This window comes from Burkholderia sp. PU8-34 (genome assembly GCF_053427725.1).
Map to the genome: position 1 here is coordinate 171,608 of NZ_JBSAXC010000006.1, position 24,464 is coordinate 196,071.

Below are 24,464 nucleotides of genomic sequence, written 5' to 3' on the forward strand. Positions count from 1 at the left end.
GCGGTTCGTCTTCGCTTTTTTTGCCGCGTGGCATACAACAAAGGAGGGCGGATACCCGTCCGGAGGAGCGCGACGATGAAGGCTCGAAGGTGGTGGTGCGCAGTGCTGTTGGGGTTGCTGATGGCGTCGACTTGGGCGCAGGCGTGCGATTCGTATTCGCCGGACGGCGGCCAGTCCAGCGGATCCTCGCAAGGCAAGGGCGGCTACTGAAGAATCTGAATGGCGAATCGCAGGGGCATGGCAGTCATGCCCCTTTTTCACGTCGTATTAATTCCAATCGAGAAATAATCTAAGCGTGTTCGCCTGTTTATCGGCAAAACGGGTTCGAATAGAGTGCGTTCCATTCTCATCCACACACGAAGGAACCCGACATGAACCCGAACCGGCTGAACGACTTCGCCGCGACGCTGCTGCGCGTCGCGCTCGGGGTGCTGTATCTCGCGCACGTCGCGCAGAAGGTATTCGTCTTCACGCTGCCCGGCACCGCGCAGTTCTTCGCGTCGATCGGCCTGCCCGCGTGGCTCGCGTATGTGACGACCGTTGTCGAACTGGCTGGCGGCGTCGCACTCCTCGCCGGCTTCCAGGTCCGTATCGCCGCACTGGTGCTGCTGCCGTTCATGCTCGGCGCGACCGCCGCGCATCTGCCGAACGGCTGGAGCTTCGCGTCGCCGCACGGCGGCTGGGAATACCCGGCGTTCTGGGCCGTGACGCTCGCCGTGCAGGCGCTGCTGGGCGGCGGCGCGTTTGCATTCGGTTCGCAACGGGCGGCCGCGCAGCGCGCGTGAGCGCGGTCCGGAGAACCTGCGCCGACTGACAGGTTCCGGTGACGCCCCATTTGCCGATATCATCGCTCCCTGCATCCGTAATCGTGCGGCGCCCGCCTGTCTGCGGGCGCCGCGCGGCTTCCTCGGGAGAATTCATGACGGTCATCGTGGTGGCGAATCCGAAAGGCGGCGTGGGGAAGAGCACGCTGTCCACCAATCTCGCGGGTTATTTCGCGGCACAGGGCGCCTGGGTCGCACTCGCCGATCTCGACCGGCAGCAGTCCGCGCATGCGTGGCTCGACCTGCGCCCGGCCGGGCTGCCGGCGATCGAGGCGTGGGGGCTCGACCCCGATGCGCCGTCGAAGCCGCCGCGCGGCCTCGAATACGCGGTGATCGACACGCCGGCCGGCCTGCACGGCAACCGGCTGAACATCGCGCTGCAGCTCGCCGACAAGGTGATCGTGCCGTTGCAGCCGTCGATGTTCGACATCCTCGCGACCCAGCATTTCCTTGAACGCCTCGCGAACGAGAAGGCGGTGCGCAAGGGCAGCGTCGAGGTCGGGATCGTCGGGATGCGGGTCGATGCGCGCACGCGCTCGTCCGAGCAGCTGCATCGCTTCGTCGAGGGCCTGAAGCTGCCGGTGCTCGGCTACGTGCGCGACACGCAGAACTACGTGCAGCTCGCCGCGCACGGGCTCACGCTGTGGGACGTCGCGAAAAGCCGTGTCGACAAGGATCTCGAGCAATGGCGGCCGATCGTCGAGTGGGCGCAAGACAAGCCCGCGAAGGTCGCGAAGGCGTCGTGACGGGCTGAGCGCGGTGTGCGCCGGGCGTGCCGGGGGCCGCAGCGGCGCGAGCCGGAACACATGACAAGGGCCGGATTCCGTACGAGACGGAATCCGGCCCTTTGTTCATCCGGCGGTGTGAACCGGATCAGCGGCCGTCCGGAGCCGGAACCGCGCCCGGGCCGGCCGCCGCTTCGCGCATCGGCCGCGCGCGTCGTGCCCGATTACGTCCAGTTCTGGGTCGGCACGTGATCGCGGCTGCCCTTGATCTTGTTGCCTTCGTCCGCGTCGACGAAGACCAGGTCGGGCTTCCAGCCGGCCTTCAGCTCGGCTTCGTCGACCGTGGCGAACGCCGCGATGATCACGAGGTCGCCGAGCTGCGCGCGGCGCGCGGCCGAGCCGTTCAGCGAGATCATCCCGCTGCCGCGCTCGCCCTTGATCGCGTACGTCGAGAAGCGCTCGCCGTTGTTGATGTTCCAGATGTCGATCCGCTCGTTTTCGACGATGTTCGCGGCTTCGAGCAGATCTTCGTCGATCGCGCACGAGCCTTCGTAGTGCAGCTCGCAGTGCGTGACGGCCGCGCGGTGGATCTTCGATTTGAGCATATGGCGCTGCATGGTGCCTCCTTGATGCGTCGTAATGCGCTGGCGGACGAAAGCCGTCAGATTTCCAGGTTGTCGATAAGGCGGGTCGCGCCGAGCTTCGCGGCGGCGAGCACGACGAGCGGCTCGCCGGCCTCGAGTTCGGCGGCACTCGGCGCGATCAGGTTCGCGCGCCGGCGGATCGAGATGTAGTCGGGCGCCCAGCCGCGGCCGGCGAGGTGCGCATGCGCGTGCTGTTCGAGCTTCGCGAGGTCGCGCTCGCCGCCGAGCACGGACTCACGCACGCGCTGCAGCGTCTTCGCGAGCTCCGGCGCTTCCTGGCGCTCGGCCGGCGCGAGATAGCGGTTGCGCGACGACAGCGCGAGGCCGTCGGTGTCGCGCACGGTCTCGGCCGCGACGATGTCGACCGGCAGCGCGAGCTGCTGGCACATGCTGCGCACGATCATCAGCTGCTGGTAATCCTTCTTGCCGAACACGGCGACGCGCGGCTGCACGCATGACATCAGCTTCGTGACGACGGTGCATACGCCGGTGAAGAAGCCGGGCCGGAACTCGCCCTCGAGAATTCCGCCGAGGTCGTTCGGCGGCTGCACGCGGTATTCCTGCGGCTCCGGATACATGTCGCGCTCGGTCGGCGCGAACAGCACGTAGACGTTCTCCTTCTGCAGCTTCTCGATGTCGTCCTGCATCGTGCGCGGATACTTGTCGAAATCCTCGTTCGGGCCGAACTGCAGCCGGTTCACGAAGATGCTCGCCACGACCGGGTCGCCGTGCTGGCGCGCGAGCCGCATCAACGACAGGTGCCCTTCGTGCAGGTTGCCCATCGTCGGCACGAAGGCGGTGCGGTTCTGTCCGCGCAACTGGTCGCGCAGTTCCTGGATCGAGCTGATGACTTTCATGATCGGGTAGCGGGTTCCTCGCGCTGGCGCGCGTTGGCGCCGCGGTGCGCGGCGTCGGGGTCGAAGCGGCAAACGTGCCCGCGCGCAAGCGGCGCGTCGGGCGTCGGCGGATTGTAGAGGATTTGTCCGCGGGACGCACCGATAAGTGCACGGTCGTTCACTTCTGTCGGGAATACCGCCGCGCGGGCACAAACGGGCCCCAATAACGCGCGTTTGTTCGGGGAGGGCGGCGGTGATGCCGACGGCTTATGCGGGGAGGTACGCGAGGCGGACGTAGATCGGCGCGAACGGTTCGGCCTGGGTGATCTCGACGAGCGATTCGCGCGAGAGTTCGAGCATCGCGATGAAGTTCACGACGACGACGGGCACGCCGCGCGACGTGTCGAACAGATCGGCGAACTCCATGAAGCGCGCGTTCTGCAGCTTGCGCAGGATCAGGCTCATGTGCTCGCGCACCGACAGCTCCTCGCGGGAGATCTTGTGGTGCTGGACGAGCTTCGCGCGCTTCAGCACGTCGGCCCACGCGGCGCGCAGGTCGTCCGAATTCACGTCGGGGAAGCGCGGCGTGACGCTTTGCTCGATGTAGACCTCGGCGCGCAGGAAGTCGCGGCCGAGCTGCGGCAGCTGGTCGAGGCGCTGCGCGGCGAGCTTCATCTGCTCGTATTCGAGCAGGCGGCGCACGAGTTCGGCGCGCGGATCCTCCGCTTCCTCGCCCGTGTCGGCCTTCTTGACCGGCAGCAGCATCCGCGACTTGATCTCGATCAGCATCGCGGCCATCAGCAGGTATTCGGCCGCGAGCTCGAGGTTCGACGTGCGGATCTGGTCGACATAGCCGAGGTATTGCGCGGTGACCTGCGCCATCGGGATGTCGAGCACGTTGAAGTTCTGCTTGCGGATCAGGTACAGCAGCAGGTCGAGCGGGCCTTCGAACGCTTCGAGGAAGATCTCGAGCGCGTCGGGCGGGATGTAGAGATCCTGCGGCAGCTTGAAGAGCGGCTCGCCGTACAGGCGTGCGAATGCCGCGACGCCGTCGACCGTGTCGGGCGTCGAATCGGCGCCCGCGGGCGCGGCGACCGCGTCTTCCGGCCGGGCCACGTCGGGCCGGGCCGCGTCAGGCCTGACCGCGTCCGGCTGGGCGGCGCTGGCCTCGTCGGCGGCGCTCACGACGTCAGAAGTTCTGGTAGTAGACGTAGGACGTCTGCTTCACGCGCGATTCCTGTTGGTCGGCACGCTCGTCGAGGTCGATCGGCTGCTTGTCCCACAGCAGCGCGCGGCCCTTGCGCTGTTCTTCTTCGAGCGTCGGCTTCTGCTGCTTGAGCTGGTTCAGGAATTGCGTGACGTCGGACTGGTACGGCATGGCTTGGCTTTCCGTTTCGGGCGGCGCGCGCGGCGCCGGAATGTGGGATGGCGGGATTTTACCGCATCGCGGGGAACAGCCGGTGTCAAACGCGCGTCGAAAGCGCGGGCCGGAGCCGCACGTGGTCCGCGACTGGTCCGGGCGCCGTTGCGTGCAAGCGTCAGTGGCGCGCGTGAGCGTGCGGGCTCGGCGGCGTCCGTGTGGTCAAATACAGGGTTTTCCACCAATTCGAACATCACTGAGGGCGAGGTCATATTTGGCGGGTCACGCGAACCAGCAACGAAACGCGGCCGGGCGGCAGGCAGTCTGCGGCGGCGCCCGGCGCGGCGACGGCAGCGGGGCGGCCCGGGCCGCGCGCGTGGTCCTCGCCTGCATCGCCGCGCTCGCCGCAATGCCCGCGCAGGCCAGGTACGACGTCGAGATCGACGCGCCGCGCGCGATCCGCAAGCTCCTCAAGTCCCACCTCGACATCGCGCGCTTCGGCAAGCGCGACGACGTGAGCGACGACCAGTTCGACTTCCTCGTCACCGCGACGCCGCAGCAGGTGCGCGACCTGACCGCGACCGAAGGCTATTTCTCGCCCGTCGTGCGTACCGACGTGCGTACGCGCAACGGCAAGCGCGACGTGAAAGTGTCGGTCGATCCGGGGCCGCAGACGGTCGTGTCGTCGGTCGCGCTGAACTTCAACGGGCCGGTCGGTTCGGAAGACCCGAAGCAGGAAACCGCGACCCGTTTCGCGTTCTCGCTGAAGGACGGCGATCCGTTCACACAGGCGGGTTGGGACAGCGCGAAGGGCGCCGCGCTGAGGCAGCTGCAGTCGCACCGCTATCTCGGCGCGAAGATCACCGCATCCGAGGCGCGCATCGATCCGCGTACGCAACACGCGGCGCTCACGGTCACGTTCGACAGTGGCCCGACCTTCACGATCGGCAAGGTCGACGTCGAAGGCGTGCGCCGCTACCCGGAGAAGATCGCCACGAACGTCAATCCGCTGTCGGAAGGCGAGATCTACGACGTGCAGCGGATTGCCGAGCTGCAGCGGCAGCTGCAGAACACGCCGTACTACGCGAGCGTCGCGATCGACGTCGGCGACGACACGGCGAAGCCCGACAGGACGCCCGTGCACGTGAAGGTCAGCGAGTATCCGTACAACAGCGTGCGCGGCGGGATCGGCTACGCGACCGACACGGGCCCGCATATCCAGGGCTCGTACACGTACCTCGATACCTTCGGCGCGGCCTGGCCGCTCACCGTGTCGGGCCGGGTCGACCAGATCCAGCAGTACGGCCAGGTCCAGCTGTCGATGCCGCCGGGGCCGCGCGCGTGGACCAACAGCGTGCTCGCGTCGTACACGAACACCAACGTGTCGGACACGCGCATCTACAGCACGCGGATCGGCGTGCAGCGCACGCGCACCGGGCAGTTCATCGACTACGCGTATTCGCTGATGTTCTACCAGGACCGGCTCGACCAGAACGGCGCGGGGCCGACCACGAGCCGCGCGCTCGTGCCGCAGTGGGCGTGGACGCGCCGCAACGTCGACGATCCGCTGTTCCCGCGCTCGGGCAACCTGATCCATGCGGAAGCCGGCTTCGCGGTGAAGGGCGTGCTGACCGACCAGACCTTCATCCGCGGCTACGCGCGCGGCCAGCAGTATTTGCCGATCGGCAAGCGCGACCTGTTCGTGTTCCGTGCGGAACTGGGCGGCGTGTTCACGAGCGGCAGCTCGTCGGGCGTGCCGGCGTCGCTGCTGTTCCGCGCGGGCGGCTCGAACTCGGTGCGCGGCTATGGCTACCAGAGCATCGGCAACAGCGTCGACGGCTCGGTGCTGCCGACCAAGTACCTGATGACGGGCACCGCCGAGTACCAGCACTGGTTCAACCGCGACTGGGGCGCCGCGACGTTCTTCGACATCGGCACCGCGACTGACGCGTGGGGCGAGAAGGTGTTCTATCCGGGCGTCGGCATCGGCGCGCGCTGGCGCAGCCCGGTCGGGCCGGTGAATTTCGACGTCGCGTACGGGCTGCGCAACCGCAGCGTGCGACCTTACCTGACGCTCGGCGTCGCATTCTGACACTCTGAACGAACTCTCCCCGCATGACGAAGGACGCCAACGACCCACCGCCCAACGATCTGCCGCCTCACGATCCGGATTCGCCCGACGACCGGCGCGCAGATGCGCCCCGCGCGCCGCGCCGGCCGCGGCTCGTGCGCGCGCTCGCGTGGACGCTCGCCGGTGTCGTGCTGGTCGTCGTGCTGGCGGCGGCGCTCGTGCTCGCCGCGGCCACGACCGAGCGCGGCACGCGGCTCGCGTGGCAGGCGGCGGTGCGCGTGCTGGGCGGCCGGCTCGCCGGCACGCTCGACGGCGGTGCGCTCGCCACCGGCGTGCGCGTGACGTCGTTCGCGTGGACGAGCCCGGACGGCAAGGGCACCGAAGTGCGGATCGACCGCCTCGACGGCCGCTGGTCGCTGACCCGCGCGCCGCTGCGCGTGACGGTCGCGTATCTGCGCGCGGGCACGATCGACGTGCGGGTGGCGCCGAGCCCGCCGACGCCGACCTTGATGCCGCAGGACCTGCGTCTGCCGCTGCAGCTGCGCATCGACGACCTGCGCTTCGACCATCTGGCGATCCACGAAGGCGCGTCGACGACCGCGCTCGACCATCTGGTGCTGAGCGGCCGCAGCGACGGCCGCCTGCACGAACTCGCGCTCGATCGGCTCGACACGCCGTTCGGCGCGCTGGCTGCGCGCGTGAAGCTCGACGGCGTGCGGCCGTTCGCGCTGACGGGCGACGCGACCTACGCGGGCAAGGTGTCCGACGAGCCGGTCGACGCGCGTGCGCGCGTGTCGGGCTCGCTCGAAGCGCTCGTCGCCGACGTCGACGCGAGCGGCCTGAAGCTGAACGGGCGCGCGCACGTCGAGGCGGCGCCGTTCGGCGCGGTGCCGCTCACGCGCGCGTCGCTCGCGTTCGATCACGTGAACCCGCAGGCGCTGTCGCCGGGCGCGCCGGCCGCGGATCTCGCGGTGCGTGCGGCGCTCGCGCCCGCGCCGGCCGATCCCGCGCATCCGCACGCGTTCGCGGTGACGGGCCCCGTGACGATCGTCAACGCGAAGCCGGGCACGCTCGGCGATCACCTGCTGCCGGTCGTCGATGCGAAGGCGATCGTGCGGCTCGACGCGCACGCGCAGCGGATCGACGGCCTCGCGCTGAAGCTGATCCGCGACGGCAGCGTGACGGGCAGCGGTGCGCTGGCAGGCGGCAAGGGCCGTTTCGACCTGAAGGTCGCCAATCTCGACCTGAACGCGTTCGTTGCCGAGCTGCGCCCGATGCGGCTCGGCGGGCCGGTCGGCGTGACGCTCGCCGAAGGGGCGCAGATCGTCGACTTCGACCTGAACGACCCGAAGCTCGCGCTCGGCGCCCGCGCGAAGGTCGCGCTGACGCCGCAGCAGACGGTGCTGACCAACGCCCGCGTGACTGCGGCCAAGGGGCGCGTCGACCTGACGGGCGTGTTCCGCCACGACGCGCACGCGAGCTATGACGCGAAGGCGACGCTCGTCGACTTCGATCCGCTGCTGCTCGCGGCGATGGGCGCGCCGCAGGGCGGCGCCCGCAAGGCGGGTGCCAAGGCTGCCGCCGAGGCCGCAAACGCCAGCAAGGCCACGCCTGCCAAGCGCGGCGAGACGCGCGTGAACGGCACGCTGACAGCGTCCGGCGCGTTCGCGCCGCAGGTGTCGACTAAGGCGACCTTCAAGCTCGGCGACAGCGTATACGACGGCCTGCCGCTGACCGGGGCGGGCGTCGTGCAGCTCGCCGGCTCACGCATCCTGCCGAGCAACGCGAGCCTGTCGATCGCGGGCAACCGCGTCGACTTGCACGGCAGCTTCGGCGCGCCCGGTGACCGGCTGCGCTTCGCGATCGATGCGCCGCAGCTCGACCGTCTCGGCTTCGGCGTCGCGGGGCTCGTCGAGGCGCAGGGCGACCTGACGGGCAGCTTCGCGCACCCGAACGTGACCGCGACCTACAAGGCCGAACGCGTCGTCGTCGGTTCGAACCGGATCGGCGCCGCGCAGGGCCGCGCCGACATCCGCGACGGTGCGCACGGCGCGCTGGTGTTCACGGTCGACGCGAGCAACGTCGCGCTCGGCTCGCTGCAACTGAAGACGCTGCGCGCGAACCTCGACGGCACACGCGCGAAGCACACGCTCGACGCGTCGGCGATCGGGGTGGCCGGCGGCCGCGTGATCGACCTGACGTTCGCGGCGAACGGCGGCGTCGTCGAAAGCCGCGACGGGATGCGCTGGGACGGCACCGTCACGCGCCTCGCGAACCGCGGCACGCCGTCCGTCGCGCTGGAGACGCCGCTTGCCGTATCGGCGGGCGCCGGCCGCGTGACGCTCGGTGCGGCGCGCCTGAGGCTCGAAAGCGCGGCGATCAACCTGAAATCGTTCGCGTTCGACCACGGCCAGCTGCGCTCGGCGGGCGCGGTGAGCGGCGCGTCGGTCGCGCGTTTCCTCGAGATCCGCCAGGAGCTGACGGGGGCCCGCCCGCCGGTGCGGACCGACGTCGTGCTCGACGCAGACTGGGATTTCTCGGTCGGCGCGACCGCGACCGGCTATCTGCAGGTGAAGCGGAGAAGCGGCGACGTGACGATCGAGACCGGCCGCGGCATTGCGTCGCTCGGGCTGACCGACCTGCAGGCGCGCGCCGCGTTCGGCGCGGGCAACCGGCTGAACGTGACGGCGCAGGGCAAGGCGAACCGGATCGGCACGTTCGACGCGAACGTCGCGGTGCCGTTCGCGCCGCGCGACGGCGTGCTCGCGGTCGCCGACGACGGCGCGCTGTCGGGCCGCATCGACGCCGACATCCCGTCGCTGAAGGCCACCGGCAACCTGTTCGGGCCGAGCTACCTGCTCGGCGGGCGCGCGGCGCTGAAGCTGACGGTGGCCGGCACGCCGGCGAAGCCGAGCCTGTCGGGGATGCTGACGGGCGACGAGCTGTCCGCGACGCTCGTCGACCAGGGCGTGCAGCTGAAGGACGGCATCGTGCGCATCAGGCTGTCGGAGAACCTCGTCGAATTCCAGCAGGTCGAGTTCCACGGCGGCGACGGCACGCTGCGCGCGATCGGCCGCGTGCGTCTCGACAACGAGGCGCCTGACCTGACCGCGAGCATCGTCGCGGACAAGCTCGAGCTGTTCGCGGCGCCGGACCGCAAGCTGTCGCTGTCGGGCAAGGCGACGGTCGCGAACGAGGGGCCGCACGGCGGGCTCGTGATCGACGGCAAGTTCACGGTCGACCGCGCGCTGTTCGATCTGCCGGAACAGGCGGCGCCGCACCTGTCCGACGACGTCGTGATCGTGCGGCCGGACGGCACGGTGCGCGGCGAGACGCCGACCGGCACCGCGATCGCAAAGCCGCAGCCGGCCACGGACAAGCCGGCGCCGTCGCTTGCACCGCGCGCGAACGTCGACATCAACCTCGGCAACAACTTCCGCTTCAAGGGCCACGGCGCGGACCTCGGGCTGCGCGGCACGATCACCGTGACGAGCGCGCCCGGCGTGCCGCTGCGCGCGGTCGGCAACGTGCGCGTGTCCGAAGGCTCGACGTACACGTCGTTCGGCCGCAAGCTCGCGATCGAGAACGGGTTCTTCACATTCAACGGCCCGGTGTCGAACCCGGGCGTCAACATCCTCGCGATGCGGCGCAACCAGGAGGTCGAGGCCGGCGTGCAGGTGACGGGCACGATCCAGTATCCGACGGTGAAGCTCGTGTCGGAGCCGAACGTCACCGACAACGAGAAGCTGTCGTGGCTGCTGTTCGGGCACGGAACCGACCAGGGCAACAACGTCGGCCAGCAGAACACGATGACGGCCGCGCTCGCGCTGCTCGGCAGCGCGACCGGCAAGCGTGTCGCGCAGTCCTTCGGCCTCGACGAGTTCTCGATCGGGCGCAGCGACGTCGGCCTGACCGACCCGCAGGTCGTGCAGATGGCGAAGGCGATCAACGAGCGCTTCGTGCTCGGCTACGAGCAGGGGCTGCAGTCCGCGAGCAATGCGTTCAAGGGCACGATCAACCTGACGCGCTTCTGGTCGGTGTCCGCGTATGGCGGCACGTTCCAGGGCGTCGACCTGAACTACACGCGGCGCTTCGACCGGTGGTTCGGCGGGCGGTGACCCGATGACGACGATGGCACCCGACACCCGACACCCGGCATCCGGCATCCGGCATCCGTTGCGCGGACCGGACGATAAAAAAACCCCGCGCGGTCGGCTGACCGGGCGGGGTTTCCTGTTGCAGCGGGGCCGGCGGCGACGCGCCGCCCCGATATGCGTTACTTCACGCGCATACCGGGCTTCGCGCCGCTGTGCGGCTCGAGGATGTAGAGACCCGGCTCGGCCTTCTCGTCGGTCGCCGACGCCGCGAGCACCATCCCTTCGGACAGGCCGAACTTCATCTTGCGCGGCGCGAGGTTCGCGACCATCACCGTCAGCTTGCCGACGAGCTGCTCCGGCTGGTACGCGGACTTGATCCCGGAGAACACGTTGCGGGTCTTCTCCTCGCCGACGTCGAGCGTGAGCTGCAGCAGCTTGTCCGACCCTTCGACAGCCTGGCACGCGACGATCTTCGCGATGCGCAGGTCGATCTTCGCGAAATCGTCGATCGAGATGGGCGCGGCGTCATCATCCGCGCCGTTCGCGCCGCCAATGGGCTTCGCGCTCGCTTTCGCGTCGGCCTTCGCGGCTTTCGCAGCCTTCGCGCTGCCGGCCGCGTCCGCCGCTGCGCCGGCTCCGCCCTGCAGCGAATCGCGGTTCGCTGCGAGCAGCGCGTCGATCTGCTTCACGTCGACGCGGGTCATCAGGTGCTGGTAAGCCTTGATCGGCTGTTCCGACGACAGCGGCTTGGCGGCGTCGGCCCACACGAGCGGCGCGATGCCGAAGAACGCCTCGACCGCATCGGCCACGCGCGGCATCACCGGCTTCAGCGCGAGCGACAGCAGGCGGAACGCCTCGAGGCTCACGCTGCAGGTTTCGTGCAGCGCGACCGCGTTGGCCGGATCCTTCGCGAGTTCCCACGGCTTCGCGCCGTCGACGTACGCGTTCACTTCGTCCGCGAGCTCCATCGTGTGGCGCAGCGCGCGGCCGTATTCGCGCGCCTCGTAGTGCGCGGCGATCCCGGGAATCGCGTCGCGCAGCTTCGTGACGAGCGGATGGTTCATCGCGCTGTCCTGCACGCGGCCGTCGAAGCGCTTGATCAGGAAGCCCGCCGCGCGGCTCGCGATGTTCACGTACTTGCCGACGAGATCGCTATTCACGCGCGCCTGGAAGTCCTCGAGGTTCAGGTCGATGTCTTCCATCGTCGCGTTCAGCTTCGCCGCGAAGTAGTAGCGCAGCCACTCGGGGTTCAGGCCCGTGTCGATGTAGCTCTGCGCGGTGATGAACGTGCCGCGCGACTTCGACATCTTCGCGCCGTCGACCGTCAGGAAGCCGTGCGCGAACACGTTGGTCGGCGTGCGGTGGCCCGAAAACTCGAGCATCGCGGGCCAGAACAGCGTGTGGAAGTACAGGATGTCCTTGCCGATGAAGTGATACTGCTCGGCGGTCGAGCCCCGGCGGATCCACGCGTCGAAATCGATGCCGCGCTGGTCGCACAGGTTCTTGAAGCTCGCGTAGTAGCCGACCGGCGCGTCGAGCCACACGTAGAAATACTTGCCGGGCGCGCCCGGGATCTCGAAGCCGAAGTACGGCGCGTCGCGCGAGATGTCCCAGTCGGCGAGCTTCGCTTCGCCGGCGTCGCCGAGCCATTCGCGCATCTTGTTGGTCGCTTCCGGCTGCGCAAGACCGCTCACCCAGTCGCGCAGGAAGGTTTCGCAGCGCGGGTCGGACAGGCGGAAGAAGTAGTGCTTCGACGTCTTGCGCACCGGCGTCGCGCCGGACACGACCGAATACGGGTTCAGCAGCTCGGTCGGCAGGTAGGTCGAGCCGCACACTTCGCAGCTGTCGCCGTACTGGTCCTTGGCGTGGCACTTCGGGCACTCGCCCTTGATGAAGCGGTCCGGCAGGAACATTTCCTTGACGGGGTCGTACGCCTGCTCGATCTCGCGCTCGGCGATCAGGCCGTTGTCCTTCAGCGCCAGGTAGACCTGTTCGCTCAGCACGCGGTTCTCGTCCGAATCGGTCGAGTAGAAGTTGTCGAACGACACGCCGAAGCTGTCGAAGTCGCGCTTGTGCTCGTTCCACACGCGGTCGATCAGCTGCTTCGGCGTCAGGCCTTCCTTCTCCGCGCGCAGCATGACCGGCGTGCCGTGTGTGTCGTCGGCGCCGATGTAGTAGACCTCGTGGCCGTGCATTCGCAGCGTCCGCACCCAGATGTCGGTCTGGATGTACTCGACCATGTGACCGATGTGGATCTGGCCGTTGGCATACGGCAGCGCGGACGTGACGAGGATCTGGCGGCGGCCTTGCGGCGCGCCGGCCGGCACGGAAGTGAGGTCGGATGCGGACATAGGGTCTGTAGAAGGACTGCGGGAAAGCTTCGGGAAACTGCGATTCTAGCAGGGGCGCGGGCCGCGCAGGCAGGCGGCCGCTGCAGGCGGGGCGGGGAGGCGGGAGGCCGGTTCAGACCAGGTGCCCGGGCGGCGCTTGTTGCGGTGCAGCGTGATTCGCGTGGGCAAAATTCGCGCGGGCAAAAAAAACCGGGGCGGATACGGCCCCGGAGCAACAACGACAAGAGGAGAATGGTGACGCGCCGGCAAAACCAGCCGCGTACCGTAGAGAGAGACCACGGATTGCGACGGAAGTTCGAAATTTTTTTCGATTTGTTACTTGCCCCGCCGGAAGCCTTGTCCGGCGGGGCAGTGCGGACGGCGCGCCCGCGCATTCCCCGCGACGCGTGCTTACTGCTGCTGCGCAGCGCGCAGGTAGATCTCGACGCGGCGGTTCTGTGCGCGGCCGGCTTCGGTCGCGTTGTCGGCGATCGGGTTCGATGCACCCATGCCCTGTGCCGACAGGCGGCCGGCGTTGACGCCGCGCTGCGACAGCGCGTTGACGACGCTCTGCGCACGGTTCTGCGACAGCGTCTGGTTCAGCGAAGCCGAGCCCGTGCTGTCGGTGTAGCCGACGACCGACGCGGTGACTTGCGGGTTCTGGTTCAGCGTCGTGGCCAGGTCGTTCAGCAGCGGCGTGAACGCCGGCGTGATCGCGTACTGGTTCGTCGCGAACGTCACCGAGCTCGGCACGTTCAGCTTCAGCGAGCCGTCCGGCTGCTCGGTCACCTGCGTGCCCGTCTTGGCCGCCGACGGCGCGAGCTTGTTCTTGATCGCTTGCCAGTTATAGCCCGTCACGCCACCGACCAGCGCGCCGACGCCTGCGCCGATCGCCGCGCCCTTGCCGCCGCCTGCCAGCGCGCCGATGCCGGCGCCCAGTGCGGCGCCCGCGCCCGTGCCGACGGCCGTGTTGGTGCCTTGCGGCGACGTCGCGCAGCCGGCGAGAACCGCACCGGCCAATACGAAGACAGACAGGCGAGTCGCGATTTTCATGTTCATGCTGGATTCCTCTCTTGCTCTCTTGGTTGAACGAGTCGACAACGACAACTGGTACGGCTCCCCAGGCAGGTCCGTCCGGAAAAAGGGGGAACGGGCCCGCACGCGCGGTGGCCGCTGCGGCGACCGCATGCCCTGCCCGGCAGCGTGGCTGTTCGGGCAGCGCGACGCGTCAGCCTCTACAATATAGGCGGTACGAGGCCGATTTGGCCCCATAGCGTGCCGCACGCGAAGATTGCGCCGGCTCGCGCGTTCGCGCAATGGCATGCAACAGATTCTTTCACTTTTCCTGATTTTCGCCGCGTTATTTGATGTTTTTTGACGTTTGAGCGCGAAAACAACGTTTTTCACGGAGTTTCGATGAGCATTGACCGGGCCCTCGTCGACGCCGCGCTCGCGGCTGTCGCTGATCCCAACACGGGCCGCCCGTACGCAACCGGCAAAGGGGTACGCAACGTGGCGATCGACGGCGACGCCGTGAGCGTCGACGTCGTGCTCGGCTATCCGGCGAAGAGCCAGTACGACGACGTGCGCGCGCGCATCGCCGCCGCGCTGAAGACTGTGCCGGGCGTGCGCGACACGCGCGTGAACGTGTCGCAGGAGATCGTTGCGCACACCGTGCAGCGCGGCGTGAAGCTGCTGCCGAACGTGAAGAACATCGTCGCGGTCGCGTCAGGCAAGGGCGGCGTCGGCAAGAGCACGACGGCCGTCAACCTCGCGCTCGCGCTCGCCGCGGAAGGCGCGTCGGTCGGCATCCTCGACGCGGACATCTACGGCCCGTCGCTGCCGACGATGCTCGGCATCCACGGCCAGCGGCCCGAGTCGCCGGACAACCAGTCGATGAACCCGCTCGTCGGCCACGGCCTGCAGGCGAACTCGATCGGCTTCCTGATCGACGAGGACAACCCGATGGTGTGGCGCGGCCCGATGGCGACGTCGGCGCTCGAGCAGCTGCTGCGCCAGACCAACTGGCGCGACCTCGACTACCTGATCGTCGACATGCCGCCGGGCACCGGCGACATCCAGCTGACGCTCGCGCAGCGCGTGCCGGTCACCGGTGCGGTGATCGTCACGACGCCGCAGGACATCGCGCTGCTCGATGCGAAAAAGGGTTTGAAGATGTTCGAGAAAGTCGGCATCCCGATTCTCGGCATCGTCGAGAACATGAGCATCCACATCTGCTCGAACTGCGGCCACGAGGAACACATCTTCGGCGCGGGCGGCGCCGAGCGGATGTCGAAGGACTACGGCGTGAACGTGCTCGGCAGCCTGCCGCTCGACATCGCGATCCGCGAGCGGGCGGACAGCGGCGCGCCGACGGTCGCGGCCGATCCGGACGGCGCGCTCGCGCAGCGCTATCGCGAGATCGCGCGCGGCGTCGCGCTCGCGATTGCCGAGCGTGCGCGCGACATGACGTCGAAGTTCCCGACCATCGTTGTTCAAAATACGTAAAACCCTTGCGGGACGGGGCCGGACGCTGTTTACGGCGCCGCGAGGCGCGGTATCATGGCGCTTTTCCAGGGTCCCTTTACCCCGCCCGGCGGGCGCCGTGTCAGACGGCCGCCTGCCGGCATGAGGATCGCATGAATCAACGACATCACGGCGCGCGCGCCGGCAGCGCGTGTCACGCGCTGCTGGCCGCCGCCGCGCTGGCCTTGCTGGCCGGCTGTACTTCCTTTTCGTCGACGCACGAGAAGCGCGCCAACGCGCAGCTGCAGCCGACGGTCGGCTCGCAGACGCGCGGCACGGTGACGCTCGTCGAGCGTCCTGACGGCGTGCAGGTCACCTACAACCTGGAGGGCCTGCCGGCGAACAGCGACCACGCGCTGCAGGTGCACGAGCGCGGCGACTGCAACGCGGGCGACGGCTCGAGCGCCGGCCAGGTGTTCGCGCCGGCCGCCGACCGGCTGCGCGCGGGCGCCCGCGTCGCCGGCGACCTCGGCAACATCCACGCGGATGCGAACGGCGTCGCGGCGGGCTTCATCGTCGCGCCCGATCTGGCCCTCGATGGCGTGCGCTCGGCAATGAACCGCTCGGCGCTCGTGCATCGCGAGCCGAGCGATCCCGCGTTCCCGCAGCACGGCGCGGGGCCCGCGCTCGCCTGCGGCGTGATCCGATGATGCGGCGCCGCGTACGCACGCCGATCATCGCGTAAAATGTGCGCCTTTCCCGGCCGCCGCCTTGCGCGGGTGGCCTTCGTCTACCGTCACGCAGCGTTTTCTGGCGCCCAGATATGAAACGACCCCAACGCTCACTTTGTTCGCCCGGGGGGGCGCAGCTTCTCCGTCCTCGCTGTGCGCGGAGGCTGGCATGAGCATCAAGTCCGACAAGTGGATCCGGCGTATGGCCGAAGAGCACAAGATGATCGAGCCGTTCGAGCCCGGTCAGGTGCGCGCGTCCGAGGACGGCCGCCGGATCGTCAGCTACGGCACTTCGAGCTACGGCTACGACATCCGCTGCGCGGACGAATTCAAGATCTTCACGAACATCAACTCGACGATCGTCGATCCGAAGAACTTCGACGAGGGTTCGTTTGTCGATTTCAAGGGTGACGTGTGCATCATCCCGCCGAACTCGTTCGCGCTGGCCCGCACCGTCGAATATTTCCGCATCCCGCGCACCGTGCTGACGGTCTGCCTCGGCAAGTCGACCTACGCGCGCTGCGGGATCATCGTCAACGTGACGCCGTTCGAGCCCGAATGGGAAGGCTACGTCACGCTGGAGTTCTCGAACACCACGCCGTTGCCCGCCAAGATCTACGCGAACGAAGGCGTCGCCCAAGTGCTCTTCTTCGAGAGCGACGAGGTGTGCGACGTGTCGTACGCGGATCGCGGCGGCAAGTATCAGGGGCAACGGGGTGTCACGCTACCGAAAACCTGATCTGGTTGCATATCAGCTGAACACCGACCGGTTATCAGGTGACCGCTGCGCGTGACGCGCCGCGGTCGTTCTTTTTGGAGATTCGCCCATGAAGTTTCGTTTCCCCGTCGTCATCATCGACGAAGATTTCCGCTCCGAGAACATCTCGGGCTCCGGCATCCGGGCGCTGGCCGAAGCGATCGAGAAAGAGGGCGTCGAAGTCCTCGGCCTCACGAGCTACGGCGATCTGACGTCATTCGCGCAGCAGTCGAGCCGCGCGTCGTGCTTCATCCTGTCGATCGACGACGACGAACTCATGCTCGGCGAAACCGGGCCGGACGGCGAGCTGCCCGAGCTTGCCACCGCGATCATCGAGTTGCGCGCGTTCGTGGCCGAAGTGCGCCGCCGCAACGCGGACATCCCGATCTTCCTGTACGGCGAGACGCGCACGTCGCGCCACCTGCCGAATGACATCCTGCGCGAACTGCACGGCTTCATCCACATGTTCGAGGACACGCCGGAGTTCGTCGCGCGCCACATCATCCGCGAGGCGAAGGTCTATCTCGACTCGCTCGCGCCGCCGTTCTTCAAGGAACTCGTCAAGTACGCGGACGAAGGCTCGTACTCGTGGCACTGCCCCGGCCACTCGGGCGGCGTCGCGTTCCTGAAGAACCCGCTCGGCCAGATGTTCCACCAGTTCTTCGGCGAGAACATGCTGCGCGCGGACGTCTGCAACGCCGTCGACGAACTCGGCCAGCTGCTCGACCACACGGGCCCGGTGGCCGCATCGGAGCGCAATGCCGCGCGCATCTTCAGCGCCGATCACCTGTTCTTCGTGACCAACGGCACGTCGACGTCGAACAAGATCGTCTGGCATGCGACGGTCGCGCCGGGCGACATCGTGCTGGTCGACCGCAACTGCCACAAGTCGATCCTGCACGCGATCACGATGACGGGCGCGATTCCCGTGTTCCTCACGCCGACGCGCAACCACTTCGGCATCATCGGCCCGATTCCGCGCGACGAGTTCAAGCCGGAGAACATCCGCCGCAAGATCGAGGCGAACCCGTTCGCGCGCGAAGCGATGCGCCAGAACCCGGACATGAAGCCGCGCATCCTGACGATCACGCAGAGCACGTACGACGGCGTCGTCTACAACGTCGAGATGATCAAGGACCTGCTCGGCGACCTGCTCGACACGCTGCACTTCGACGAAGCGTGGCTGCCGCATGCGACCTTCCACGACTTCTACCGTGACATGCATGCGATCGGCGACGGCCGGCCGCGCACCGGCGCGCTGGTGTTCGCGACGCACTCGACGCACAAGCTGCTCGCCGGCATCTCGCAGGCGTCGCAGATCGTCGTGCAGGATTCGGAGAACCGCACGTTCGACAAGCACCGCTTCAACGAGGCGTACCTGATGCACACGTCGACGAGCCCGCAGTACGCGATCATCGCGTCGTGCGACGTCGCCGCCGCGATGATGGAGCCGCCGGGCGGCACCGCGCTCGTCGAGGAGTCGATCGCCGAGGCGATCGACTTCCGCCGCGCGATGCGCAAGGTGGACGCCGAGTACGGCGACGACTGGTTCTTCAGCGTGTGGGGGCCGGAAGACCTCGCACAGGAAGGCATCGGCTCGCGCGAAGACTGGATGCTGAAGCCGAACGACCGCTGGCACGGCTTCGGTCCGCTCGCGGAAGGCTTCAACATGCTCGACCCGATCAAGGCGACGATCATCACGCCGGGGCTCGACGTCGACGGCGAATTCGGCGAGACCGGCATTCCGGCCGCGATCGTCACGAAGTACCTCGCCGAGCACGGGATCATCGTCGAGAAGACGGGCCTGTACTCGTTCTTCATCATGTTCACGATCGGCATCACGAAGGGCCGCTGGAACTCGATGGTGACCGAGCTGCAGCAGTTCAAGGACGACTACGACAACAACCAGCCGCTGTGGCGCGTGCTGCCGGAATTCGTCGCGCAGCATCCGCGCTACGAGCGCGTCGGCCTGCGCGACCTGTGCACGCAGATCCACGACGTCTACCGCGCGAACGACATCGCTCGCCTGACGACCGAGATGTACCTGTCGGACATGGAGCCGGCGATGAAGCCGTCGGACGCATTCGCGAAGCTCGCGCACCGCAAGATCGACCGCGTGCCGCTCGACGAGCTCGAAGGCCGCGTGACGAGCATCCTGCTGACGCCGTATCCGCCGGGCATTCCGCTGCTGATTCCGGGCGAGCGTTTCAACAAGACGATCGTCAATTACCTGCGGTTCGCGCGCGACTTCAACGAGCGCTTCCCGGGCTTCCACACCGACATCCACGGCCTCGTCGCGGAAGAGGTGAACGGGCGCGTCGAGTACTTCGTCGACTGCGTGCGCGATTGACGATGGCGCGGACTCGAATCGGGACGATGCGCGCGGCCACGGCTGCGCTCGTCGCCTGGGCAGCCTGGTCGGGCGCGGCGCACGCGGAAGTCGCGGCGGCCGACCCGAACGACGTGGCGATGCGGCAGTGTCTCGCGCAGCGCGACCGCTCGTCGACGGCAGGGCAGATCCAGTGCATGGGCGAAGCGCAGCAGCAGTGGCAGGCGGTGATGGACGGCGCGTACAAGCGCCTGCTGAACGATGCGCCCGACGACGCGAAGCGCGGCTGGCAGGAGAGCCAGCGGCGCTGGGTGGCATGGCGCAAGGACGAAGTGCAACTGCTGAAGGCCGTGTACGACACGACGCGCGGCACGATGTACACGATGGCGAGCGCCGACATGCAGCTGCAGCCGGTGCGCGACCGCGCGCTTGCGCTGCGGGCGGCCGCCGATCGCTACGCGCCGCCGCCGGCCCCCGCGCCGAACGGCGGGTCGCAGCCGGCGGCGGCCAATGCCGGCGGTGCGTCGAATGGTACGGCGAACGGTATGGCGAATGCCGGGACGACCGGCACGCAGAACGGCGCATCGAATAGTGCCCCGAATAGCGGATCAAGCAGCGCATCAAGCAGCGCGCGCGACCCTGCGCGCCGCATCCGGCCATGCGAGCAGGACGCTGCGTGCGAGCACGCGCTGTTCGACCTGAACCGCTATTACCAGAAACTGCGGCGCAAGATGCCCGCGCATTCGGCCGCGACGCTCGTGCATGCGCAGCGTGCGTGGATCGCGTACCGCGACGCGACGGCGCCGCTCGTCGGCGAGGACGGGCGCATCGACATCATCGGCGCGCGCATCGCGACGATGAAGCGTTTGTCGGAGACGGCCGGCAACAAATGAGCGCCGCGCGCGTGCCGCATCCAGACATGCGGGTTCGCACGACGGAAATGCAGAACTGGGACCGCTACGGGCACCGCGAGGTGCCCGTTTGCGTTTGGGGGGATACGTCGGTGAAGCGGGTACGAGGCCGCCCGCGCAGTGGACCCCGCCGCGGGAGACCGCGGTCCGGTCACGGATGTCGAGCGTCGCGCGGGCCGAACCAGGCGGGCATCAGCGCAAGCGCGTCGTCGAGCGACGCAAGCACGTGCAGGCTCAGCGCGACGATCTCGGGCGTCGGTGCCTTCAGGTCGGGCACCGTGACGACCGCCGCGCCCGCGCCTGCCGCGGCCTGCGCGCCGAAGTCGCTGTCCTCGAACGCGACGCATGCATGGGCCGGCACGCCGAGCCGTTCGGCCGCGAGCCGATAGACGGCCGGATCGGGCTTGCCGCGCATGACTTCGTCGCCGCCCGCGATCGCGTGGAAGAACGGCAGCGCGCCGACCGCGTCGAGCCGCGCGCGGATCACGTCGCGCGCGGACGACGACGCGACCGCGCACGGGATGCCGGCCTGCGCGAGCGCGGACAGCAGCGCGTGCGCGCCGGGCTTCAGCGGAAACTTCGGATGGGGCTCCGGCGCGGCGAGCCGTTCGCGCACGCGCGTGCGCACCGACTCGAACGTGTCGGGCTCGCCGATGAGGCCCGCGAGGATCGTCTGGCCTTCCGCGAACGAGCGGCCGACGATCTGCAGATAGTCGGCGACGGTCAGCGCGACGCCGTGCGCGCCTGCGACGTCGATCCAGGTGTTCATGATGGTCCGCTCGGAGTCGATGAGCAGGCCGTCCATGTCGAAGATCGCAGCGGAAAACGTCATGGGGAAGATCCGGGAGTCGGGGGCGGGGAAGGGCGCAGCGCACGCAACCAGCATGGCCGCACAAACAAAAAACGGACGCCGCAGGGGCGTCCGTCCGGTGCTGCCGGCTTACTTGCCGAGCGCGGCGCGCGCGGCCTTCGCTGCGGCGCGCACCTGGTCCGGCGCGGTGCCGCCCGGGTGGTTGCGGCTTGCGACCGAACCCTCGAGCGTCAGGTAGCCGAACACGTCGTCGCCGATCAGGTGCGCGACGTTCGGCAGCTCCTGCTTCATCTCGTCGAGCGTCAGGTCGGCGAGATCGATGCCGCGGTCATCGCAGATCCGCACCGCGTGCGCGACGGCTTCGTGCGCATCGCGGAACGGCAGGCCGCGCTTCACGAGGTAGTCGGCGAGGTCGGTGGCGGTCGAGAAGCCCTGCAGCGCCGCCGCGCGCATTGCGTCCGGCTTCACGGTGATGCCCGCGACCATTTCGGCGAAGATCCGCAGCGTGTCGGCGACGGTGTCGACCGTGTCGAACAGCGGCTCCTTGTCTTCCTGGTTGTCCTTGTTGTACGCGAGCGGCTGGCCCTTCATCAGCGTGAGGAGCGCCATCAGGTGGCCGTTCACGCGGCCCGTCTTGCCGCGCGCGAGCTCGGGCACGTCCGGGTTCTTCTTCTGCGGCATGATCGAGCTGCCGGTGCAGAAGCGGTCGGCGATGTCGATGAAGCCGACGCGCGGGCTCATCCACAGCACGAGCTCTTCCGAGAAGCGCGACACGTGCGTCATCACGAGTGCGGACGCGGCCGTGAATTCGATCGCGAAGTCGCGATCCGACACCGCGTCGAGCGAGTTCGCGCAGATGCCGTCGAAGCCGAGCGTCTTCGCGACCGCGTGGCGGTCGATCGGGTAGCTCGTGCCGGCGAGCGCCGCCGCGCCGAGCGGCAGGCGGTTCACGCGCGTGCGGCAGTCGCGCATGCGTTCTGCGTCGCGCGAGAACATCTCGACGTAGGCGAGCAGGTGATGGCCGAACGTGACCGGCTGCGCGACCTGCAGGTGCGTGAAGCCCGGCATGATCGTGTCGGCGTTCTGCTCGGCGAGGTCGATCAGCGCGCCGCGCAGGTCGTTCAGCAGGCCGCCGATCCGGTCGATCTCGCCGCGCAGCCACAGGCGGATGTCGGTCGCGACCTGGTCGTTGCGCGAGCGGCCCGTGTGCAGGCGCTTGCCGGCATCGCCGATCAGCGCGGTCAGGCGCGCCTCGATGTTCAGGTGGACGTCCTCGAGGTCGAGCTGCCATTCGAATTCGCCGCGCTCGATCTCGCCCTGGATCTGCGCCATCCCGCGTTCGATCGCCGCCAGGTCGTCGGCGCTGATGATCTTCTGCGCGGCGAGCATCTTCGCGTGCGCGAGCGAACCGGCGATGTCGACGAGCGCGAGGCGCTTGTCGAAAAACACCGACGACGTGTAGCGCTTGACCAGCTCGGACATCGGTTCCGAGAAGCGGGCCGACCAGGCCTCGCCCTTTTTGTGCAGTTGGGACGTCATGGCGATTCTTCGAAGGGGTGTTGGGCGGCGTGCGCCGCGAGGAATCCGGGGATTCTAACATTCGCGGGCGCGCGCGCCGTGGCCCGGGCGGCCCGCCCGCCGCGCCGCCCGGGCCGCCGAGGCGCGCCGCAGGCGGGCGTCGGAACCGTGCGCGCGCGTGGCGTCCGGCGGCTCGCCGCAGGCCCGCTGCGGGCACTCGCGGGCGTCGCGCGGAGCCGTATGGGCGCGATCGTGGTTATTCGCGCACCAGCACGACGAGCTTCAGATCCTCGCGGTGCGCGGGCTTCAGCGTGATCTGCTGGTACACGAGCCGGCCGTCGGCCGGATGGTCGAACTCGCGCAGGCCGCCTTCGCGCTCGAACACGTCCTGCGACGCCCAGTACTGCGCGAACGCGTCGCTGCCGGCCGTCAGCGCGTCGATCAGCGCGCGGGTCGGCGCGTCGTTCAGGTGACGGATCGAATCGGCGCGAAATTCGGCTGCGAGCCGGCGCGCGCGGGTGTCCCAGTCGACGATCAGCGCGCGCGCGGCCGGCGACATGAACGTGAAGCGCAGCAGGTTGCGGTCGTGATCGCCGTCGAGCCAGCCGGCAAACAGCGCAGCCGCGGGCGGGTTCCACGCGAGCGCGTTCCATTGCCGGTCGAGCACGTAGGCGGGCGTCGCGATCGCGGCGACGGTCGCGGCGAGCGTCGGCGGCAGGTCGCCGGCCGCGACATCCGGCTCGGCCGGGTCGCGCTGCGCGGCCAGTTCGAACAGGTACGCGCGCTCGGCCTTCGACAGCTGCAGCGCGACCGCGATCCGCGCGAGCGCGTCGGCCGACGCGGACACCGGGCGGCCTTGCTCGATCCACGTGTACCAGGTCGGGCTGACACCGCACAATTGCGCGACTTCCTCGCGCCGCAGTCCGGGCGTGCGGCGGCGCGGGCCAGGCGGCAGGCCGACGGCCTGCGGTGTCAGGCGCTCGCGGTGCGCGCGGATGAAGTCGCCGAGCGCGCGGGCAGGCGTGGTGTCGAGTGGCGGGGTGGGGGCGGCGGGCGGAAGGTTCATGCGTAAAACGTGCGTCAAACGTCAGACAGGTGGATCGAATACCAGAATAACTTGTTGTCTTGTACTGGTACAGGAGCGAGCGCTATTGTAGCGGCTCACGCGTCCGCCCGCAGCGGTGCGGACGGTCCCAAACAAGCTTTGCATGGGGCCGGAGTAAGCGCTGAAACGCCAGCTCCGGCCGACAGGAGAGTGCAATGAAACATCACGACCAGGTTGCCGATGCGTTCGGCTCGACGGCCGCCGCCTATCTGACGAGCACCGTGCATGCGACGGGCGCCGACCTGCAGGCGCTCGCGGACGCGGTGCGCGCGACGCCGGGCGCCGCGGTGCTCGACCTGGGGTGCGGCGCGGGCCATGCGAGCTTCGCGGTCGCGCCGCACGCGCGCGAAGTCGTCGCGTACGACCTCGCGCCGCAGATGCTCGCGACCGTCGATGCGGCCGCGCGCGAGCGCGGTCTCGCGAACATCCGCACCTGTCAGGGGCCGGCCGAGCGGCTGCCGTTCGAGGCGGCGACGTTCGACTGGGTCGTGAGCCGGATGAGCGCGCACCACTGGCACGACGTGCGTGCCGCGCTCGCCGAGATGCGCCGGGTGCTGAAGCCGGGCGGTCGGGTGCTGATGATCGACATCGCCGGCCACGCTCATCCGCTTCTCGACACTTACCTGCAGGCGGCGGAAGTGTTGCGCGACGCGTCGCACGTGCGCGATTACCGGGCCGACGAATGGCTCGCGATGTTTCGCGACGCGGGCTTCGACGCGCAGGTGGCGAGCCGCTGGCGCCTGCCGATCGATTTCGACACGTGGGTCGCGCGGATCCGCACGCCGGCCGACAGCGTGACGGGCATCCGCGCGCTGTGGGCGCACGCGCCCGACGAGGTGCGCGGTTACTACGCCGTGCAGCCGGACGGCTCGTTCGAGCACGATGCGTTGATGATCGACGCACGCTGATCGCGGCGAAGGCCCGCACAAAGTCGCAGCAACGGCGGCCA

At 68.6% G+C, this 24,464-nt stretch carries 20 protein-coding genes; 11 read left to right on the forward strand and 9 right to left on the reverse strand.

What is annotated here, in order from left to right; all coding sequences use genetic code 11:
* Positions 1 to 75 precede the first annotated feature (75 nt).
* The 3 genes from ACV22Z_RS16975 to ACV22Z_RS16985 all read left to right on the forward strand — a co-directional run bounded on the left by ACV22Z_RS16975 (position 76) and on the right by ACV22Z_RS16985 (position 1,570).
* Positions 76 to 210 carry a hypothetical protein gene (locus tag ACV22Z_RS16975; RefSeq protein ID WP_448077446.1) on the forward strand — a complete coding sequence of 45 codons (135 nt, stop codon included), beginning with the start codon at positions 76 to 78 and terminating at the stop codon, positions 208 to 210.
* A gap of 161 nt (positions 211 to 371) precedes the next feature.
* Entirely contained in the window at positions 372 to 785 is a 414-nt protein-coding gene (locus ACV22Z_RS16980) for a DoxX family protein (RefSeq protein ID WP_448077447.1), read from the forward strand.
* 134 nt (positions 786 to 919) lie between these two features.
* The gene (locus ACV22Z_RS16985; protein ID WP_448077448.1) at positions 920 to 1,570 is read left to right on the forward strand and encodes a ParA family protein; all 651 of its coding nucleotides are present in this window, start codon (positions 920 to 922) and stop codon (positions 1,568 to 1,570) included.
* 203 nt (positions 1,571 to 1,773) lie between these two features.
* Here the strand turns inward: ACV22Z_RS16985 and panD are convergent, their stop codons facing one another.
* The 4 genes from panD to ACV22Z_RS17005 all read right to left on the reverse strand — a co-directional run bounded on the left by panD (position 1,774) and on the right by ACV22Z_RS17005 (position 4,407).
* The gene (gene panD, locus ACV22Z_RS16990; protein WP_448077449.1) at positions 1,774 to 2,166 is read right to left on the reverse strand and encodes an aspartate 1-decarboxylase; all 393 of its coding nucleotides are present in this window, start codon (positions 2,164 to 2,166) and stop codon (positions 1,774 to 1,776) included.
* Positions 2,167 to 2,210: 44 nt separating this feature from the next.
* The gene (gene panC, locus ACV22Z_RS16995; RefSeq protein ID WP_448077450.1) at positions 2,211 to 3,050 is read right to left on the reverse strand and encodes a pantoate--beta-alanine ligase; all 840 of its coding nucleotides are present in this window, start codon (positions 3,048 to 3,050) and stop codon (positions 2,211 to 2,213) included.
* 246 nt (positions 3,051 to 3,296) lie between these two features.
* Complete coding sequence (locus ACV22Z_RS17000) at positions 3,297 to 4,214, reverse strand: segregation and condensation protein A (RefSeq protein ID WP_448077451.1); 918 nt, start codon at positions 4,212 to 4,214, stop codon at positions 3,297 to 3,299.
* Between the two features lie 4 nt (positions 4,215 to 4,218).
* Positions 4,219 to 4,407 carry a DUF3460 family protein gene (locus ACV22Z_RS17005; protein ID WP_448077452.1) on the reverse strand — a complete coding sequence of 63 codons (189 nt, stop codon included), beginning with the start codon at positions 4,405 to 4,407 and terminating at the stop codon, positions 4,219 to 4,221.
* A gap of 256 nt (positions 4,408 to 4,663) precedes the next feature.
* Here ACV22Z_RS17005 and ACV22Z_RS17010 point away from each other — a divergent pair, with 256 nt between their 5' ends.
* Together ACV22Z_RS17010 and ACV22Z_RS17015 are read left to right on the forward strand one after the other, a co-directional pair.
* Positions 4,664 to 6,481, forward strand: a complete 1,818-nt coding sequence (locus ACV22Z_RS17010; protein WP_448077453.1) for an autotransporter assembly complex protein TamA — start codon at positions 4,664 to 4,666, stop codon at positions 6,479 to 6,481.
* A 23-nt stretch (positions 6,482 to 6,504) separates the two neighbouring features.
* On the forward strand, positions 6,505 to 10,578 hold the full coding sequence (locus ACV22Z_RS17015) for a translocation/assembly module TamB domain-containing protein (RefSeq protein ID WP_448077454.1): 4,074 nt from the start codon (positions 6,505 to 6,507) through the stop codon (positions 10,576 to 10,578).
* A gap of 158 nt (positions 10,579 to 10,736) precedes the next feature.
* Here the strand turns inward: ACV22Z_RS17015 and metG are convergent, their stop codons facing one another.
* Complete coding sequence (gene metG / locus ACV22Z_RS17020) at positions 10,737 to 12,908, reverse strand: methionine--tRNA ligase (protein ID WP_448077455.1); 2,172 nt, start codon at positions 12,906 to 12,908, stop codon at positions 10,737 to 10,739.
* A gap of 390 nt (positions 12,909 to 13,298) precedes the next feature.
* Positions 13,299 to 13,946 (reverse strand): OmpA family protein, encoded by a 648-nt coding sequence (locus ACV22Z_RS17025; protein ID WP_448077456.1) that lies wholly within the window; start codon positions 13,944 to 13,946, stop codon positions 13,299 to 13,301.
* A gap of 357 nt (positions 13,947 to 14,303) precedes the next feature.
* Here ACV22Z_RS17025 and apbC point away from each other — a divergent pair, with 357 nt between their 5' ends.
* From apbC to ACV22Z_RS17050, 5 genes are all read left to right on the forward strand, one after another.
* Positions 14,304 to 15,395 (forward strand): iron-sulfur cluster carrier protein ApbC, encoded by a 1,092-nt coding sequence (apbC, locus tag ACV22Z_RS17030; RefSeq protein ID WP_448077457.1) that lies wholly within the window; start codon positions 14,304 to 14,306, stop codon positions 15,393 to 15,395.
* Between the two features lie 131 nt (positions 15,396 to 15,526).
* The gene (locus ACV22Z_RS17035) at positions 15,527 to 16,063 is read left to right on the forward strand and encodes a superoxide dismutase family protein (protein ID WP_448077458.1); all 537 of its coding nucleotides are present in this window, start codon (positions 15,527 to 15,529) and stop codon (positions 16,061 to 16,063) included.
* A 190-nt stretch (positions 16,064 to 16,253) separates the two neighbouring features.
* On the forward strand, positions 16,254 to 16,823 hold the full coding sequence (dcd, locus tag ACV22Z_RS17040) for a dCTP deaminase (RefSeq protein ID WP_124597744.1): 570 nt from the start codon (positions 16,254 to 16,256) through the stop codon (positions 16,821 to 16,823).
* Positions 16,824 to 16,911: 88 nt separating this feature from the next.
* On the forward strand, positions 16,912 to 19,191 hold the full coding sequence (locus tag ACV22Z_RS17045; protein ID WP_448077459.1) for an Orn/Lys/Arg family decarboxylase: 2,280 nt from the start codon (positions 16,912 to 16,914) through the stop codon (positions 19,189 to 19,191).
* Positions 19,192 to 19,217: 26 nt separating this feature from the next.
* A complete protein-coding gene (locus ACV22Z_RS17050; protein ID WP_448077628.1) occupies positions 19,218 to 20,063 on the forward strand; it encodes a lysozyme inhibitor LprI family protein in 846 nt (281 codons plus the stop codon).
* Positions 20,064 to 20,232: 169 nt separating this feature from the next.
* Here the strand turns inward: ACV22Z_RS17050 and ACV22Z_RS17055 are convergent, their stop codons facing one another.
* The 3 genes from ACV22Z_RS17055 to ACV22Z_RS17065 form a co-directional block, all read right to left on the reverse strand.
* Positions 20,233 to 20,913, reverse strand: coding sequence for an HAD family hydrolase (locus tag ACV22Z_RS17055; RefSeq protein WP_448077460.1), 681 nt, complete (start codon positions 20,911 to 20,913; stop codon positions 20,233 to 20,235).
* Between the two features lie 108 nt (positions 20,914 to 21,021).
* The gene (argH, locus tag ACV22Z_RS17060; RefSeq protein ID WP_448077461.1) at positions 21,022 to 22,431 is read right to left on the reverse strand and encodes an argininosuccinate lyase; all 1,410 of its coding nucleotides are present in this window, start codon (positions 22,429 to 22,431) and stop codon (positions 21,022 to 21,024) included.
* A 235-nt stretch (positions 22,432 to 22,666) separates the two neighbouring features.
* Complete coding sequence (locus ACV22Z_RS17065) at positions 22,667 to 23,476, reverse strand: helix-turn-helix transcriptional regulator (RefSeq protein ID WP_448077462.1); 810 nt, start codon at positions 23,474 to 23,476, stop codon at positions 22,667 to 22,669.
* Between the two features lie 194 nt (positions 23,477 to 23,670).
* Here ACV22Z_RS17065 and ACV22Z_RS17070 point away from each other — a divergent pair, with 194 nt between their 5' ends.
* A complete protein-coding gene (locus ACV22Z_RS17070) occupies positions 23,671 to 24,423 on the forward strand; it encodes a class I SAM-dependent methyltransferase (RefSeq protein ID WP_448077463.1) in 753 nt (250 codons plus the stop codon).
* The last annotated feature ends 41 nt before the right edge of the window (positions 24,424 to 24,464 follow it).